General features: G+C 49.2%; 14 protein-coding genes. 12 read left to right on the top strand and 2 right to left on the bottom strand.

The annotated features are described in order from the left end of the window. The first annotated feature begins 1 nt into the window (after position 1). The 8 genes from bioB to ACKTT9_RS07660 all read left to right on the top strand — a co-directional run bounded on the left by bioB (position 2) and on the right by ACKTT9_RS07660 (position 7,696). Positions 2-1,012, top strand: coding sequence for a biotin synthase BioB (bioB, locus tag ACKTT9_RS07625; RefSeq protein ID WP_407871072.1), 1,011 nt, complete (start codon positions 2-4; stop codon positions 1,010-1,012). A gap of 13 nt (positions 1,013-1,025) precedes the next feature. Then, on the top strand, positions 1,026-2,237 hold the full coding sequence (gene bioF, locus ACKTT9_RS07630) for an 8-amino-7-oxononanoate synthase (RefSeq protein ID WP_407871073.1): 1,212 nt from the start codon (positions 1,026-1,028) through the stop codon (positions 2,235-2,237). Beyond that, a complete protein-coding gene (locus ACKTT9_RS07635) occupies positions 2,234-2,986 on the top strand; it encodes an alpha/beta fold hydrolase (RefSeq protein ID WP_407871074.1) in 753 nt (250 codons plus the stop codon). The genes bioF and ACKTT9_RS07635 overlap by 4 nt, the downstream gene beginning before the upstream one ends. After that, positions 2,964-3,839 (top strand): malonyl-ACP O-methyltransferase BioC, encoded by an 876-nt coding sequence (gene bioC / locus ACKTT9_RS07640; protein ID WP_407871075.1) that lies wholly within the window; start codon positions 2,964-2,966, stop codon positions 3,837-3,839. The genes ACKTT9_RS07635 and bioC overlap by 23 nt, the downstream gene beginning before the upstream one ends. 79 nt (positions 3,840-3,918) lie before the next feature. Beyond that, positions 3,919-5,226, top strand: coding sequence for a DUF1800 family protein (locus ACKTT9_RS07645; RefSeq protein ID WP_407871076.1), 1,308 nt, complete (start codon positions 3,919-3,921; stop codon positions 5,224-5,226). 14 nt (positions 5,227-5,240) lie between these two features. Further along, a complete protein-coding gene (locus ACKTT9_RS07650) occupies positions 5,241-6,473 on the top strand; it encodes a DUF1501 domain-containing protein (RefSeq protein ID WP_407871077.1) in 1,233 nt (410 codons plus the stop codon). An 84-nt stretch (positions 6,474-6,557) separates the two neighbouring features. Beyond that, positions 6,558-7,079: a mismatch-specific DNA-glycosylase gene (locus tag ACKTT9_RS07655; protein ID WP_407872985.1), complete on the top strand. Its 522-nt coding sequence runs from the start codon at positions 6,558-6,560 to the stop codon at positions 7,077-7,079. After that, on the top strand, positions 7,076-7,696 hold the full coding sequence (locus ACKTT9_RS07660) for an NUDIX hydrolase (RefSeq protein WP_407871078.1): 621 nt from the start codon (positions 7,076-7,078) through the stop codon (positions 7,694-7,696). Before ACKTT9_RS07655 ends, ACKTT9_RS07660 begins: the two co-directional genes overlap by 4 nt. 47 nt (positions 7,697-7,743) lie before the next feature. Here the strand turns inward: ACKTT9_RS07660 and ACKTT9_RS07665 are convergent, their stop codons facing one another. Both ACKTT9_RS07665 and thpR read right to left on the bottom strand, forming a co-directional pair. Next, positions 7,744-8,604: a DUF421 domain-containing protein gene (locus ACKTT9_RS07665; RefSeq protein WP_157319507.1), complete on the bottom strand. Its 861-nt coding sequence runs from the start codon at positions 8,602-8,604 to the stop codon at positions 7,744-7,746. A gap of 111 nt (positions 8,605-8,715) precedes the next feature. Further along, positions 8,716-9,324 carry an RNA 2',3'-cyclic phosphodiesterase gene (thpR, locus tag ACKTT9_RS07670; protein ID WP_407871079.1) on the bottom strand — a complete coding sequence of 203 codons (609 nt, stop codon included), beginning with the start codon at positions 9,322-9,324 and terminating at the stop codon, positions 8,716-8,718. A gap of 150 nt (positions 9,325-9,474) precedes the next feature. Here thpR and serC point away from each other — a divergent pair, with 150 nt between their 5' ends. The 4 genes from serC (at position 9,475) to nrdF (ending at position 14,641) form a co-directional block, all read left to right on the top strand. Further along, positions 9,475-10,563 (top strand): 3-phosphoserine/phosphohydroxythreonine transaminase, encoded by a 1,089-nt coding sequence (gene serC / locus ACKTT9_RS07675; RefSeq protein WP_127457571.1) that lies wholly within the window; start codon positions 9,475-9,477, stop codon positions 10,561-10,563. A gap of 638 nt (positions 10,564-11,201) precedes the next feature. After that, positions 11,202-11,561, top strand: a complete 360-nt coding sequence (nrdI, locus tag ACKTT9_RS07680) for a class Ib ribonucleoside-diphosphate reductase assembly flavoprotein NrdI (protein ID WP_127457572.1) — start codon at positions 11,202-11,204, stop codon at positions 11,559-11,561. Continuing rightward, positions 11,548-13,632: a class 1b ribonucleoside-diphosphate reductase subunit alpha gene (gene nrdE / locus ACKTT9_RS07685; RefSeq protein WP_407871080.1), complete on the top strand. Its 2,085-nt coding sequence runs from the start codon at positions 11,548-11,550 to the stop codon at positions 13,630-13,632. The genes nrdI and nrdE overlap by 14 nt, the downstream gene beginning before the upstream one ends. 22 nt (positions 13,633-13,654) lie before the next feature. Then, positions 13,655-14,641 carry a class 1b ribonucleoside-diphosphate reductase subunit beta gene (gene nrdF / locus ACKTT9_RS07690; protein WP_127457574.1) on the top strand — a complete coding sequence of 329 codons (987 nt, stop codon included), beginning with the start codon at positions 13,655-13,657 and terminating at the stop codon, positions 14,639-14,641. Positions 14,642-14,848 lie beyond the last annotated feature (207 nt).

The raw sequence follows: 14,848 nt of genomic DNA on the forward strand, positions 1-14,848 counted from the left end.
CATGAACTTGAATATGAACAGCATTTCAACCCATAAGGAGTGGCCTTTGTTGGCCCAAAAAGCATTAAACGGCGAACGTTTGACGGAAGAAGAAGGGCTGGCTGTGCTCGAAGCAAGCGATGATGAGGTGCTGCCGCTGCTGCAAGCCGCTTTTCAAGTCAGAAAGCACTATTATGGCAAAAAGGTCAAATTGAACATGATTATTAATGCGAAAAGCGGCCTCTGCCCCGAGGACTGCGGGTATTGCTCGCAATCGATTGTTTCCACGGCGCCGGTAAGTAAATATACCTTACTTGATAAAGATACGCTGCTTGCCGGCGCACGTGAAGCTATGGCGCGTAAAGCAGGAACCTACTGCATTGTAGCGGCAGGCAAGGGACCGACAGACAAGGAATTGGCACAAGTCGTGGATGCCGTAAGAGAAATCCGTGAAACGATGCCGCTAAAAATTTGCGCTTGTTTAGGCATTTTGAAGGATGAGCAAGCGCAGCGGCTTGCAGAAGCAGGAGTACATCGGTACAACCATAATCTCAATACGAGCAAAGCGAACTACCCGTCGATAACGACGACGCATACGTACGATCAGCGTGTTGAAACGGTGGAAAAAGTCAAAACGTACGGCATGTCCCCCTGCTCCGGCGTCATTATCGGGATGGGCGAAAGCAATCAAGAAATTATAGAAATGGCCTATGCGCTGCGTGAACTGGACAGCGATTCGATTCCAATTAATTTCCTCAATGCCATCCCTGGAACGCCATTGGAGCACTCCGGCCGCACTCCGGCGATGAAGGCTTTGAAAGTACTCGCATTATTCCGCTTTATCTGTCCGTCCAAAGAAATTCGTGTAGCAGGAGGCCGTGAAGTGAATCTACGTACGCTGCAGCCAATGTCGCTGTACGCGGCGAATTCGCTATTTGTCGGTGATTATCTAACAACGGCAGGTCAATCGATTGGCGTGGATCACCAAATGATTGAAGATTTGGGTTTTGAGATTGAACTTAACGCTTTGTAAGGTGGTACGAACAATGAATACGGAATCTTCATTGAAATGGATGGAACAGGAACTTGTCTCTCTGGAAGAGGCTTCCTTGAAGCGATCTTTGCGGGCAAGTTCAGCGATAGCAGGGCTTCCTGGGCGCATGTTTCGCGGGACAGGGGCGAATAACCTGCCCAACCTGCTCAACTTGTCCGGAAACGACTATCTTGGGCTGTCCCAGCATCCTGCGATGATCGAGGCGATGCGGGAGGTGCTGCTTCAAGAAGGGGTTGGCGCGGGGGCATCCCGCCTTGTGACTGGCAATCGGCCGGCTTATACAGAACTGGAAGAAGCCATTGCCGATTGGCAGAGCTGCGAAGCAGCCCTTGTATTTGCCAATGGGTATATGGCTAATACAGGAGTTATCCGTGCCGTGGTTGGCCGGGATGATGTGGTGTTTAGCGATCAACTGAATCATGCCAGCATTGTTGACGGTATTCTAATGAGCCGTGCAGAGTTGGCGCGTTACCGGCATAACGATATGGAACATTTGGGAGCGTTATTGCATAAACACCGCGACAGGAAGCGAAAGCTGATCGTGACGGATGCGGTCTTCTCCATGGACGGAGATCAGGCCCGCTTGGAAGATCTGATCCTGCTCAAGCAGGAGTATGGAGCGATGTTGATGGTGGACGAAGCGCACAGCGGAGGAATCTATGGAAGACATGGCGAGGGATTATGCCATGTGCGTGGGGTCAAGGACGAGGTGGACATCCATATGGGAACGTTCAGCAAAGCCTTTGGCGCCTATGGAGCGTATGTGTGCGGAAGTCGGACGCTTATTGATTTTCTCGTAAACAAAGCGCGCACGCTTATTTATTCAACAGCCATGCCCCCTGCGCTGGTCGCAGGCATTGCTCAAGCTCTAGTGCTGGTGCAGCAGGAACACTGGCGGCGCGAACGGCTGTATGCCAATCTTCGTTCTTTCCGATCTCATTTGGAAAAGTTCGGCTTTCTCCTCGGGATCGGCGATTCTCCTATCGTACCGATGATCGTCGGCGATAATGAAACTGCCTTGCGTTTCAGCGCTGCGCTGGAAGAGAAAGGCATCGCAGCGGTGGCGATCCGTCCGCCGACGGTTCAAGAAGGGACAGCGCGTATCCGCTTCTCTTTATCCGCAGCCCATACAGATAAAGAACTGCGGGACGCAGCGGCGTGCATTCGTGAAGTAGGGCTGCAGCTTGGAGTGATGGGACGATGACGATGACTCCAGAGAAGAGCGGAACGATTGTATGGTTGCCTGGGTGGAGTATGCCGCCCGAGGTATTTGATCAGCTCTGTAAGGCGCTGCCTGAATATCATCATGTGTATCTCAACTATAGCGAGGCTGAAACATCTGAAGACTTGTTGACGTACACGGAGGAAATGGTGAGAAAATGGAAAATATCGGCGCTGCATCGACCTCTTTTTATTGGCGGCTGGTCGCTTGGCGGATTGCTGGCGCTCCATTTAGCAGCAAAAGGGCTTGCAGACGGTCTTATCTTATTCGCGGCGACGGCACGTTTTATTCGTTCTAGAGATGAGGCTCATCTAGGCCAGCCCGATGCTTATGTTAGGCAGATGATGAAAGCTGCTGCGCAAGACGCTCTTGCCGTTGAAACCAATTTTCGCCAGATGTTATGGACGGAAACAGAGCGGGAGTCAGGGATCGGCGACCAACTTCCTCCAATAGGCAGCTGGTCAGCGCCCGCTCTGCTGGCAGGGCTTCAAGTTTTGCGTAAGGTGGAAGTCAGTGCTGTACTCTCGGAAATTGCGTGTCCGGTGCTGCTGTTCCATGGCAGGGAAGATCGGATATGTCCTTACAAAGGGGCGGAAGAGCTTGCAGCGGGACTGTCTCGCGCTCATTTATATGTCATTCCTGATTGCGGTCATGCACCGTTTCTGGGAAGGGAAGAAGAGATCGCAGCGGAAATGAGGCGGTGGCGTGATGAACAGCTCCATGGAAATTGAACGTCAATTTAATCGGAGCTCGGCGGGATCCTATGATGAACATGCCAATGTGCAGAAAATGATGGCTGATCAGCTTGCAGCAGCTCTCCATGAAAGCGCAAGAGAGAGTAAGCAAGCGCGAGTAGGCAGCATTCTTGAGATCGGATGTGGCACAGGCATTGTGACGAGCGGGTTAGTTGAAAAATACCCCAAAGCGTCGATCACCGCTCTGGATATTGCACCTGGCATGCTTCAGGCGGCTGAGCAGCGTGTTCGAGGCAGCCAGCCAGCTGACAGGGACATCCGCTTCATCCATGGCGATGTGGAAAAGTGGTCGGCAACCGCACTGCCGGCTTCCTTCGATCTGATCGTCTCCGGCGCCTGCTTTCAGTGGCTGCAGCAACCGGAACAGACGCTTCAGCACCTTCGGCGTCTTCTTCGCCCGGGAGGCGTGTTGGTGTTTACGACATTCGGGCCGGCAACATTTTATGAGCTGCATGAGTCATTCAGGGAAGTATATCGACAGCATGGACAGCAACCACAGCGGCATGGGTTGACTTTTCAATCCGGTCCAGGGTGGAGAGAAATGCTCGTTGACAGCGGCTTTACGCACACGAACATTCAAGAAGATCGCTTGCTTCACGTGGAGACGTATCCGACTCCAAAGGATTTTTTGCATACAGTTAAAGCAATGGGAGCCAGCACATCAGAAGCAGCGGTTGCACCCGGCATCGGCAGACGGCGTTTGTTCGTCGATATGTACAAAGCGTATGAGACGAAGTTTAGCGTATTAGGAGGCGTTTCGGCTACCTATGAGCTTTTGATGATGCAAGCGAGGATTCCTTATAAAGATAGAGATTCAGACAGGTTCTGAGTCTCTATCTTTTTTATTCCTACATACTTTTGACATATTTATGTGCTAAGGTATGGAAAATTAGGCGGGGAGGGAAATCATGGGAATAACTTGGACGAATACAGAAGTTGTTCATTTATTGCTTCGGGCCGGATTTGGAGGGGCTGAGAGTGAAGTTAACGCTTGTGTGGCGCTGGGGCGCGAGGAGACGGTGCGACGGCTTATCGCAGGAGAAGCATTGACCGAAACGGCGGCGCTGACACCTTTTGATCAATTAAGCGCAGACAGCAAAAAAGCTCTGGATCCGTTACAGCTTGGCGATCAGCAAATGTACTGGTTATACCGGATGGTGAATTCCAGCGCGCCGTTGATTGAGAAGATGACGTTGTTTTGGCATGGACATTTTGCAACAGCAAATTACAAAGTTAAGAATGTCACATTGATGGTTCAGCAAAATGAGCTGTTCCGGAAGTATGCATTAGGCAATTATAAGGAGCTGGTACTCGCTATCGGCAAAGATCCGGCTATGATGATCTGGCTTGATGTGAATCGCAATAAGAAAAACAAACCGAATGAAAATTACGCGCGTGAAGTGATGGAGCTTTTTACACTAGGAATTGGTCAATATACCGAAACGGATGTGAAGGAAGCGGCGAGGGCTTTCACAGGCTGGACCTATAATGAGAAAGAGAACAAAGTGGCGTTTAATCCCAAACAGCATGACAATGATTCGAAAATGCTGCTAGGTGAGAAGGGGAATCTCGACGGCGATGAGGCTATTGATATTATTTTTCATCAAAAATCGGCTGCTACCTTTCTGGCCTTGAAATTGCTCAAATACTTCGCCACAGACAATCCATCAGACAACTGGGTACAGCAAGTGGCAAAGCTGATCACTGAGAAGGCGACAATCGGCGAAGTGCTTCACGACCTGCTCTTGTCGGATGATTTCTATAACCCCGATTTGCGGTTATCCCTTATTAAAACGCCGGCTGATTATGTTGCTGGCATTCTCAAAACCACGCAGCTGCATGTGGCCAAAGGGCATGCGCAAGCGATGAGGAAGATGGGGCAGGAACTGTTTTCACCGCCGGACGTTGCAGGCTGGAGAGGCGGCGCATCATGGCTGAACACCAATTTGCTGCTCGCGAGGTATCAATTCGCTGAGTCCATTGCTACGCAAATGAACAACAAGTTGGTGGGCACTTCACCGAAGCAGGCGGAACGGCCGGAGGAATGGGTGAAGTTGTGGAGTCAGCGTCTGGGAATCACTCAACTGTCTGATAAGACGATGCAAGGTTTAAGCGCTTATGTGGAAGATACCATCTTACATACAAAGCAGAAAAATGCCGGTTTACGAGGCTTGGTGCAGCTCCTTTTGATTAGTCCGGAAGCGCAAATGAAATAACGGGGGTGAAGGGCATGAAAATGACAAGAAGGGAATTTCTGCTGAAAGGGACGGCAATGTTTGCTACGTTAAGCCTTGGCGGCATTTTGTTTACTGAAACAGGAAAATCGATATTCGCCGGGGGAGCCAGTGACGATGTCGACGAGCCGGTGCTGGTTGTTGTGCAGCTTAGCGGAGGCAATGACGGCATCAATACGCTGATTCCATATGGGCAAGGCGTCTATTACGATTCAAGGCCGACGCTGGCTTATCAGCAAAAGGACGTGCTTGCCCTTGATTCTCAAGTGGGCTTGCATCCTAGTCTGGCAGGGCTCGCTGCCCTTTTCAAAAATGGAAACATGGCGATCATTCAAGGCGTCGGTTACCCGGAGCCGGATCATTCCCATTTCCGTTCTATGGAAATTTGGCAGACCGCAGAGCCTGCGAAAATTAGCCGGAGCGGCTGGTTAGCCCGCTATATAGAGTCTTCGCTGCGCGATAATGCGAACCCGCTCAAAGCGGTTCAGGTCGGTGCGGCGGGCAGCAAAGCTTTTGCCTCGGAGAAGATGAGCTTTCCCGTCATTCAATCGCTGGAATCGTATCATGTGATCGATCCCAAAACGCCGATGATGGATAAGAATCGGATAACCAAAGCTTTTTTGGACATGTATACGGATCAGAACCAGATGGAACAGCTGCGGGTCGTTTCGGGGCGCGGGTATGAAGCTTATAAAAGCGTTGAAGCCATACAATCTTTAACAGCCACTTATACCAATAAAGTTGAGTATCCCAAAACGAATTTTGCCAGTGATCTTCAACTCGTTGCCAAGCTGCTGGCGGGAAAATCGGGAACGCGCGTATTTAATGTCCAAATCGGCGGTTTCGATGATCATGCCGATGAAAAGGAACAGCATGCCAGGGTTTTGACACAGGTGGATCAGGGTCTGACGGCTTTTTATAAGGATTTGGAAGCGCAAGGTTTGCAGGATCGGGTTGCTATTATGATGTTTTCGGAATTTGGACGTCGTGTGAAGGAAAATGGGAGCGGCGGCACGGATCATGGCACGGCAGCACCGATGTTTGTGATTGGCGGGAAAGTGAAAGGCGGTATCTATGGCGCTTACCCGAGTTTAAGCAATTTGGATAACGGGGATTTGAAATATGAGGTTGATTTCCGCTCTGTGTACAGTACGCTGGTGGATCGCTGGTTAAAAGGAGATGCTTCGGCTGTTCTTGGGAAACCTTATGAATCGTTGAAGTTTATATAGGGAAAGTGGTAACCTTATTGAAGGAGCTAGATATAGTTAGAAAAAGTGATACAAGCGTGGAAGGAGTGCTGAAGGATGGTGGATATAAAACCGATCTCGGATCATTTGAAGGAGCATTTATCTATCCTTTTTGTAGGATATAACCCTAGTATTCGATCGGGTGAAACCGGCCATCACTATGCGAATCCGAACAATCGCTTTTATCGCATATTGTTTCAAGCTGGGTTAACGCCTCGGCTCTATAAGCCACAAGAAGATGAAGACCTGCTTGAACTTGGCTACGGGTTTACGAATATCGTGGCGAGACCCTCACTGACGGCTGCTGAAATAACGCCTGAGGAGTACCGACAAGGCCGAATTATTCTCAGAGAGAAGATTCAAAACATGCAGCCAAGGGTTGTATGTTTTGTAGGCAAAGGGGTTTACGAGCAGTATAGCGGACGCAGAGGGATGGCTTGGGGCAGCCAGCCAGATCCCATCGTACCAGGCGTAGTAGAGTACGTATGTCCCTCTTCCAGCGGGCTCGTTCGCATGAAATTGGAAGAAATGGTCGCTATCTATACCGGAATTAAAACATTTATCGGGATGGAGTTGGGTAATGGATGAATATTCCATGGCTGCAATGGGCTAAAGAAATTCAAGCGATTAGTCAAGCCGGGCTTGCCTACGGTGAGAACGGCTATGATTTGGAGCGCTACGAGGCGCTGCGCAAGATCAGTGTGGAGATGATGAGCCACTTCACGGACACTCCGATTGACAAAGTGACGGAATTATTCGCCAGCGATACGGGGTATCAGACGCCGAAGGTTGATATTCGAGCGGTTGTCCTAAAGGAGAACAAAGTGCTCCTTGTGAAGGAAAGAGCCGACGGCGCATGGGCTTTGCCAGGTGGTTGGGCGGATATTGGCTACACACCGAGCGAAGTCGCTGTCAAAGAGACGCGCGAGGAAGCCGGTTACCAAGTCAAGCCTGTGCGTTTGTTGGCGGTTCTGGACAAGAAGTGCCACGCACATCCGCCTGCCCCCAACTATGTCTACAAAATATTTATCTTATGCGAATTGGTTGGCGGTGAGGCGCTAGAGGTCAGCTTGGAAACGACCGAAGTCGGCTTTTTCGGCGAACAGGAGCTGCCGCCTCTCTCAATCGAGCGGAATACAGTCGAGCAGGTCAAACGGATGATAGAGCTTGCAGGCGGCCCGGCCTCACAGGTGCTGCTGGATTAAAACAAGAAGGCTCCCCAGTCGTGAAACCACAGCGGGGAGCCTTCAGATTATCGCGTTAATATAGGTTTAAGTTGATCGAGAATATCCTCCATTTGCTTGGAGCATTGCTCGTACATCGCTTTGGCTTGCTTATTGTTGGTTGTCAGTCCGTACAGCATGAGGTCTGCTTCGCACTGTTTCAGAGTCGCGAAGAGAGTTGCTTTTTCCTGCGGTATGGGAACATTGATTTTATCGTCAAATAAGTCAAGATACAGCTCGCCGTAAGAGTCGACTTGCCCTAGAAATACATTTTCGACGGTTACCCCGACCTTGTCCAACTCCGTCTTCAGCCATCCCCGGTTAAATGAAAGGGTTGCTAATGCTTCATCTAATATCTCACCGTCCATAATGACGGCTTGCGGCTCTTTCTCCGGTGCAACCTTGATGCCCAAATGCTTCGCAGTGAGCGGCAAATTCTCCCGATGCAGCAATACGTTGATTTCACCGCTTGGCTCCATGATTGCAAATTCAACATCCGCTACTTTAAAAACCGAACGCTTGCGCAGTTGTTCCATAAGTTCATCGGTGGTGAGCCGCTCTTTTTTTAAATTATCTTCTAAAACCTTCCCGTCTCTAACGAGTACAGTGGCTTTGCTGTCAATAAAATCGCGCATTTTTTTGCTTTTAAGCTGTAATAGTTCAATGCCTAGCGAACACGCGATCCAAACGGTTAACGAGATCAGGCCGAGGTACCATTTCGAATCGATATCCAAGGATATCGCTCCAGCCAGATTTCCGATGGTAATACCCGTGATGTACTCGAACAGAGATAATTGGGACACTTGTCTTTTGCCAAGAATCTTGGTCATGATGAACAATACGATTACGGCTAAAAGGGTGCGTACGATGACTTCATAAGCATCGGGCATGTGATTTCCTCCTTACATGTCAAAAAGAACTTGGCGGCAGATGATGTCAGAAGCAATAGGCAATCAGAAACAGTAGGCAAGTTTATACATTATTTGTGAAAATAATGGAAATTATACGCCGGGGCTCAAAGGAAAAACGCCCAGCGGCTCATACGAAGGCTGCCGGCCCAAGTGGCTGCGGTAGAGGACAATGTCCTCTACCCGCCACGCGGGCAACGAAGGCGCGCCTGCCAGGGAGGCGCGCGAAAACGGTTCCGCCGCCAGCCGATAGCGGCGGGCTAGCGTGAGATGCGGCCGGTAGGCGCGAGCCTCGGCCGGAAAGCCATGGCGGGCGCAGGCGCCCGCGACCTCGCGCTGCAGCGCAGCCAGCGCGTCCAGGTCGCCGGCGACGCCCGCCCACAGCACCGACGGCGCTGCCGGAGGTCCGAACACGCCGAGCCCGTCGGCGTGCAGGGTCAGCGGCAGCGCAGCTGCTGCAAGCTGGCGCAGGTCGTGCGCCAGCGATTCCGCTTTCTCGGCGGATGCGTCGCCGAGAAAGCTTAACGTGACGTGGACGTCCTGCGGATGCGTCCACTTCTGGAAAGGCAGCCGCTCCTTGAGGGCGGCTGCTACGAGTGCCAGCTCCCGCTGCGTTGCTTGCGGGAGCCGGATGCCGACAAAAAGCCGGTACGTGTCGGACGGTGTTGAAAGCGCTTTTGTCGAATGAGCGGAGGGATGCATGCGAGTGTGGGCTCCTTTTTGGATTTTTATGTCGTGTAGCCTGGTTCCGGTTTCCTGCTTCAACTAGCATTGCCAACTAAGGTTTTACTTGATGCATGAGGAGAATATTGCTATCATAGCCATAATACAAAAGCAAAGGTGTGGTCATTCATGGGAAATCGGGCCTATAACTTTAACGCAGGGCCTGCGGCATTACCGCTCGAAGTTTTGCAGAAAGCGCAAGAGGAACTTGTCGAATTTAAGGGAATCGGCATGTCGATCATGGAAATTTCGCATCGCAGCGCGGAGTACGAGCAAGTACATACGGAAACGCAGCAATTATTGAAGCAAATTTTTGCTATTCCTGACGGTTATCAAGTACAGTTCTTACAAGGCGGAGCAAGTACGCAGTTCGCTATGATTCCTATGAATTTCTTGAAGCCGGGCAAAGTGGGCAGCTATGTGCTGACCGGCGCTTGGGCTGAGAAAGCGGTACAAGAAGCAAACCTTTTCGGAGAAGTAGCGATTGCTGCCAGCTCCAAAGAGAACAAATTTATGAAAATTCCGGATCTCAGTGAAATCAACATTCATCCGGATTCCGCTTACCTCCACTTGACTTCCAATGAAACGATCGAAGGCGCTCAGTTCCAAAGCTACCCGGACACAGGCAATGTGCCGCTTATCGGGGATATGTCCAGCGATATCTTGAGCCGTCCGGTTGATGTCTCGAAATTCGGCATGATTTATGCCGGTGCCCAAAAAAATCTAGGTCCATCCGGCGTGACGGTCGTCATCGTCAAAGAAGATCTTCTGCAGGACTTGCCGAAAACAATCCCGACCATGCTTCGTTATGACATTCACGGCAAAAACAATTCCCTGTACAATACGCCTCCGGTGTATTCCATCTACATGGTGAACCTTGTGCTGAAATGGATTCAGGAACAAGGCGGACTAGCTGTTATCGAGAAAAACAATCTGGAGAAATCAGGTTTGATCTACAGCGCCATCGATCAAAGCGGCGGTTTCTACCGTGGTCCAGTCGATAAGGGCAGCCGTTCGGCAATGAACATCACGTTCCGTTTGCAGGATGAAGAGCTGGAGAAGAAATTCATCAAGGAAACCGAGCAGAACGGATTTGTCGGGTTGAAAGGCCATCGCAGTGTAGGGGGCTTGAGAGCATCTACCTACAATGCGGTTCCTTACGCTTCCTGCAAAGCGCTCGCAGATTTCATGATTGATTTCCAAAAACGCAACGGCTAGTAACGGACGAAATTAATGTGCTAAATCAATGAGCTATTCATGGCACCCTCATGTGCGCGTGGATAGCTTTTTTTATGTCTCAGGATAGTAGGGTCGGATTGTCGTTTACAATGTCTTAAGATGGCCTCTGAGACGGTTTGAGAGGCTTTTTTTGAGAGGGGTACGGAACTAGATCTAGTAGGGGAAAAGAAGAGATTCCAAGCGAAGTTCCTTTCGACAAATGTGAAAATTTCAAGTCTAAAATGAAAATATTTTTTCAAATCCTCTCGAGCCACGCCCCGTCTGGGTTTGCCTATTTTGGGCTCGGAAATGTGTCATAATACACGTTGACAAACACAATATATTGATATAAATTTGAATCTATCAACTAGATGTCGTGGGAAAAAGCGAATTCGGCAACTCCTGAATTCGCAGCGGAAATACCGCGTAATACCGGGAAAATACCCGATTTACCGCTATTTTCAGCCGTTTTCCTGCTTGCGGAAATGCGCTTATTTTGTCGAGGAGACAGAGGACAATACTAGATATGGATGGACGGTAAGATTTATATTACTAACTACATATAGGTTATCTACATAAGACTGACACAAGTACGAGAATGCTTGAACCAATGATAGAAATGTTAGGAGACGGAGCCCATGCTGATTGCTTACGATTCGAAAACGGGGAATGTTCGCCGATTTATTAATAAACTTCAAATGCCGGCGATCCAAATCGAGGAAGCGTTGAAAGTGGACGAGCCATTCGTGCTCGTTACCTACACCACCGGATTTGGCCAAGTTCCTGAGAAGGTAAGTTCCTTCCTGGAAACGAACGCCTCCAATTTGATCGGAGTGGCAGCAAGCGGCAACCGCAACTGGGGAGACGGGTTTGCCAAAAGCGCAGACACCATTTCACAACTGTATGATGTGCCTGTGTTAACGAAGTTTGAGTTATCCGGCACCAAAAATGATGTAGAACGATTTGTTCAGGGGGTACATGCAATTGCGGCACATTGAGCTGAATAATTTATTAATGCAACGCGGAGCGGATGGTTTTTTTCAACTAGAGAAGGATAAAGAAGCTGTTGAAGTTTTTATGCAGGATGTTCACAGTAAAAGCCTCACTTTCCCCGATACCTCTTCAAAAGTTCGTTATATGATTGATAACAACTATTATGAGAATGTTTATGAGTACTACACAACAGAAGAAGTAAATCAAGTGTATCAAGTGGCCCACGATCATCAGTTCGAGTTCGCCTCCTATATGGCAGCTTCGAAATTCTATACAGATTACGCTTTGCGCAGTGACGATAAATCCTTATACCTGGAGCATTTCCCGGATCGCGTTGCGATTGTAGCGCTTTACTTGGGACGCGGTAACGTTGAAACTGCCAGTACGCTTGCTGTGTCGATGATGGAGCAGCGTTTGCAGCCGGCGACGCCGACATTCCTGAACGCAGGAAAAAGCCGCCGTGGGGAGATGGTTTCGTGCTTCCTGCTGGAGATGGATGACTCTCTCAACTCGATTAACTACGTGCTGGCGACATGCATGCAGCTTTCCAAAATTGGCGGCGGCGTAGCCGTTAACTTGTCCAAACTTCGCGGGCGCGGTGAGTCCATCAAAGGCGTAGAACGCGCAGCCAAAGGGATTATGCCTGTTCTTAAGCTGATGGAGGATGCATTCTCCTACGCGGATCAAATGGGGCAGCGCAAAGGCTCCGGAGCGGCTTATTATAACATTTTCGGCTGGGATCTTATGGAGTTCCTGGATAGCAAGAAAATTAATGCAGATGAGAAATCGCGTCTGAAAACACTTTCCATCGGTCTTATCGTACCGAATAAGTTCTACAAGCTGGCGGAAGAGAACAAACCTCTTCATGTATTTGCGCCTTATACGGTGTGGCAAGCTTACGGCAAGCATCTGGATGACCTGGATATTGATGAAATGTACGATGAGCTGCTAGCGAACCCGAAAGTGAAGAAAAAAGTCGTGATGAGCGCGCGTGACATGCTGGTCAAAATTGCGACAACGCAACTGGAATCCGGTTATCCTTATATGATGAATCGTACGAATGCGAACAGGGATCATGCCCTGAAAGGTATCGGAACGATCAAAATGTCCAATCTCTGCACAGAGATTTTCCAATTGCAAGAAACATCGGAAATCAATGATTACGGTCAAGATGATGTGATTCTGCGTGATATCAGCTGTAACTTGGCTTCTATGAACATTGCGAATGTGATGGGGCACAAGAAATTGCGTGAAACCGTTCATGAAGGCATGACGGCTCTGACAGCAGTCAGTGACATGACGACGATCAGCAATGCGCCAGGCGTAGCTAAAGCGAATCGTGAGCTGCACTCGGTTGGTCTGGGAGTCATGAATCTGCACGGCTATCTATCCAAGAACAAAATCAGCTATGAGAGCGATGAAGCGAAGGATTTCGTCCGCACGTTCTTCATGGCGATGAACTACTATTCGATCGAAAAAAGTATGGAAATTGCCAAGGCGAAAGGGCAGGTCTTCGAGGGCTTTGAGCTGTCCGAATATGCGAACGGCGCTTATTTTAACCGTTACACAGAGACAGATTACCGTCCGGTTACGGATAAAGTGAAGGAACTGTTTGCAGGTATGGAGATACCATCCCGGGACGATTGGAGCAAGCTGAAGGCAGAAGTCCAGAAGCACGGTTTGTACCATGCATACCGTTTGGCTGTTGCGCCAACACAAAGTATTTCGTATATCCAAAACTCAACTTCGAGCGTAATGCCAATTGTTGAACCGATCGAGACTCGTACATATGCGAACTCAACGACATACTACCCGATGCCATTCATGGCTCGTGACAATTATTTTTACTATAAATCCGCGTATCAAATGGATCAATTCAAGATTCTCGATTTGATTGCGGAAATTCAAACGCATGTGGATCAAGGCATTTCAACTATTTTGCACGTAAATAGTGATGTGTCTACGAGACAACTTGCTAGATTGTATCTGTATGCGGCACACAAAGGACTTAAATCGCTCTACTACACGCGAACGAATCAACTATCCGTTGAGGAATGTGTCAGCTGTTCGGTGTAATTGGGAAGGGGATTGAACATAGATGAGCACGGCAACTACCATTAATCAGCCAATCGTCAAAAAAGCGGTGAACTGGAACCGGCCGGATGATGATTTCACGATAACATTCTGGAATCAGAACATTATGCAGTTCTGGACGGACGAGGAAATTCCATTGTCTGACGATAAAATGTCCTGGATCACGCTGAGCGGGGCTGAGCGTGAACTCTACATGAAGGTGCTGGGCGGCCTCACGCTGCTTGATACGATGCAAGGCGGCGTTGGCATGCCGAAGATTCTTGAGCATGTTGACGGGCTGCAGCGCAAAGCGGTGCTCAGCTTCATGGGCATGATGGAGCAAATTCATGCGAAGTCGTACAGCTCTATTTTCACGACACTGTCGACTACGGAAGAGATCAATGAATTATTTGCATGGGTAGAGCAGAATCCTTATCTGCAGTTCAAAGCGAATAAAATTTCCCATTATTATGAGAATATTACAACGACCAAAGAGCTGTACTTAGCGATGGCGTCGTCGGTTTTGCTGGAGAGCTACTTGTTCTACAGCGGCTTCTATTACCCGCTTTATTTGGCCGGACAGGGTAAAATGACAAGCAGCGGGGAAATCATTGATTTGATTTTACGCGACGAGAGTATTCACGGTCTGTATATTGGTGTATTGGCTCAGGAAGTTTACGCAGAGCTTAGCCCTGCTGAGCAAGATGAGGCATATGAGACGCTGTCTGCACTGCTGAAAGAGCTTCATGCGAATGAGGAAGGTTATACGGAAAGCCTGTATGGGCCTCTGGGGTTAGCGGATGATGTGAAAGCATTCCTGCGCTACAACGCGAACAAAGCGTTCATGAACTTAGGGGTAGAGCCGTTGTTCCCGGAAGAGGATATCAACCCGATTGTTCTGAACGGACTCAGCACGAAGACGAAGCAGCATGACTTTTTCTCGAAAAAAGGGAACGGCTATGTGCGTACGATTCACGTTGAAGCTTTGACGGATGATGATTTTGTTTTTTAAGGTTTGAAAAAGGTGCCCTTTGGGTGCCTTTTTTTTGGGCTTATAGAAGGTTGGAGTGGTTGAGGAGTTACCCTTTGGCGGTATGGTACGGTGGAACATAAGGGAATGACGAGACGCAATTCTAGCGGAAAGTGACTTCAAAGCGAACTGGAGGGAACTATGGTACGTTATTTTGGCTATTTCTAGGGGAATTCTGCTTATTTCATG

The sequence above is a fragment of the Paenibacillus sp. P36 genome (assembly GCF_045866505.1).
Classification (GTDB): Bacteria; Bacillota; Bacilli; order Paenibacillales; family NBRC-103111; genus Paenibacillus_E; species Paenibacillus_E chondroitinus.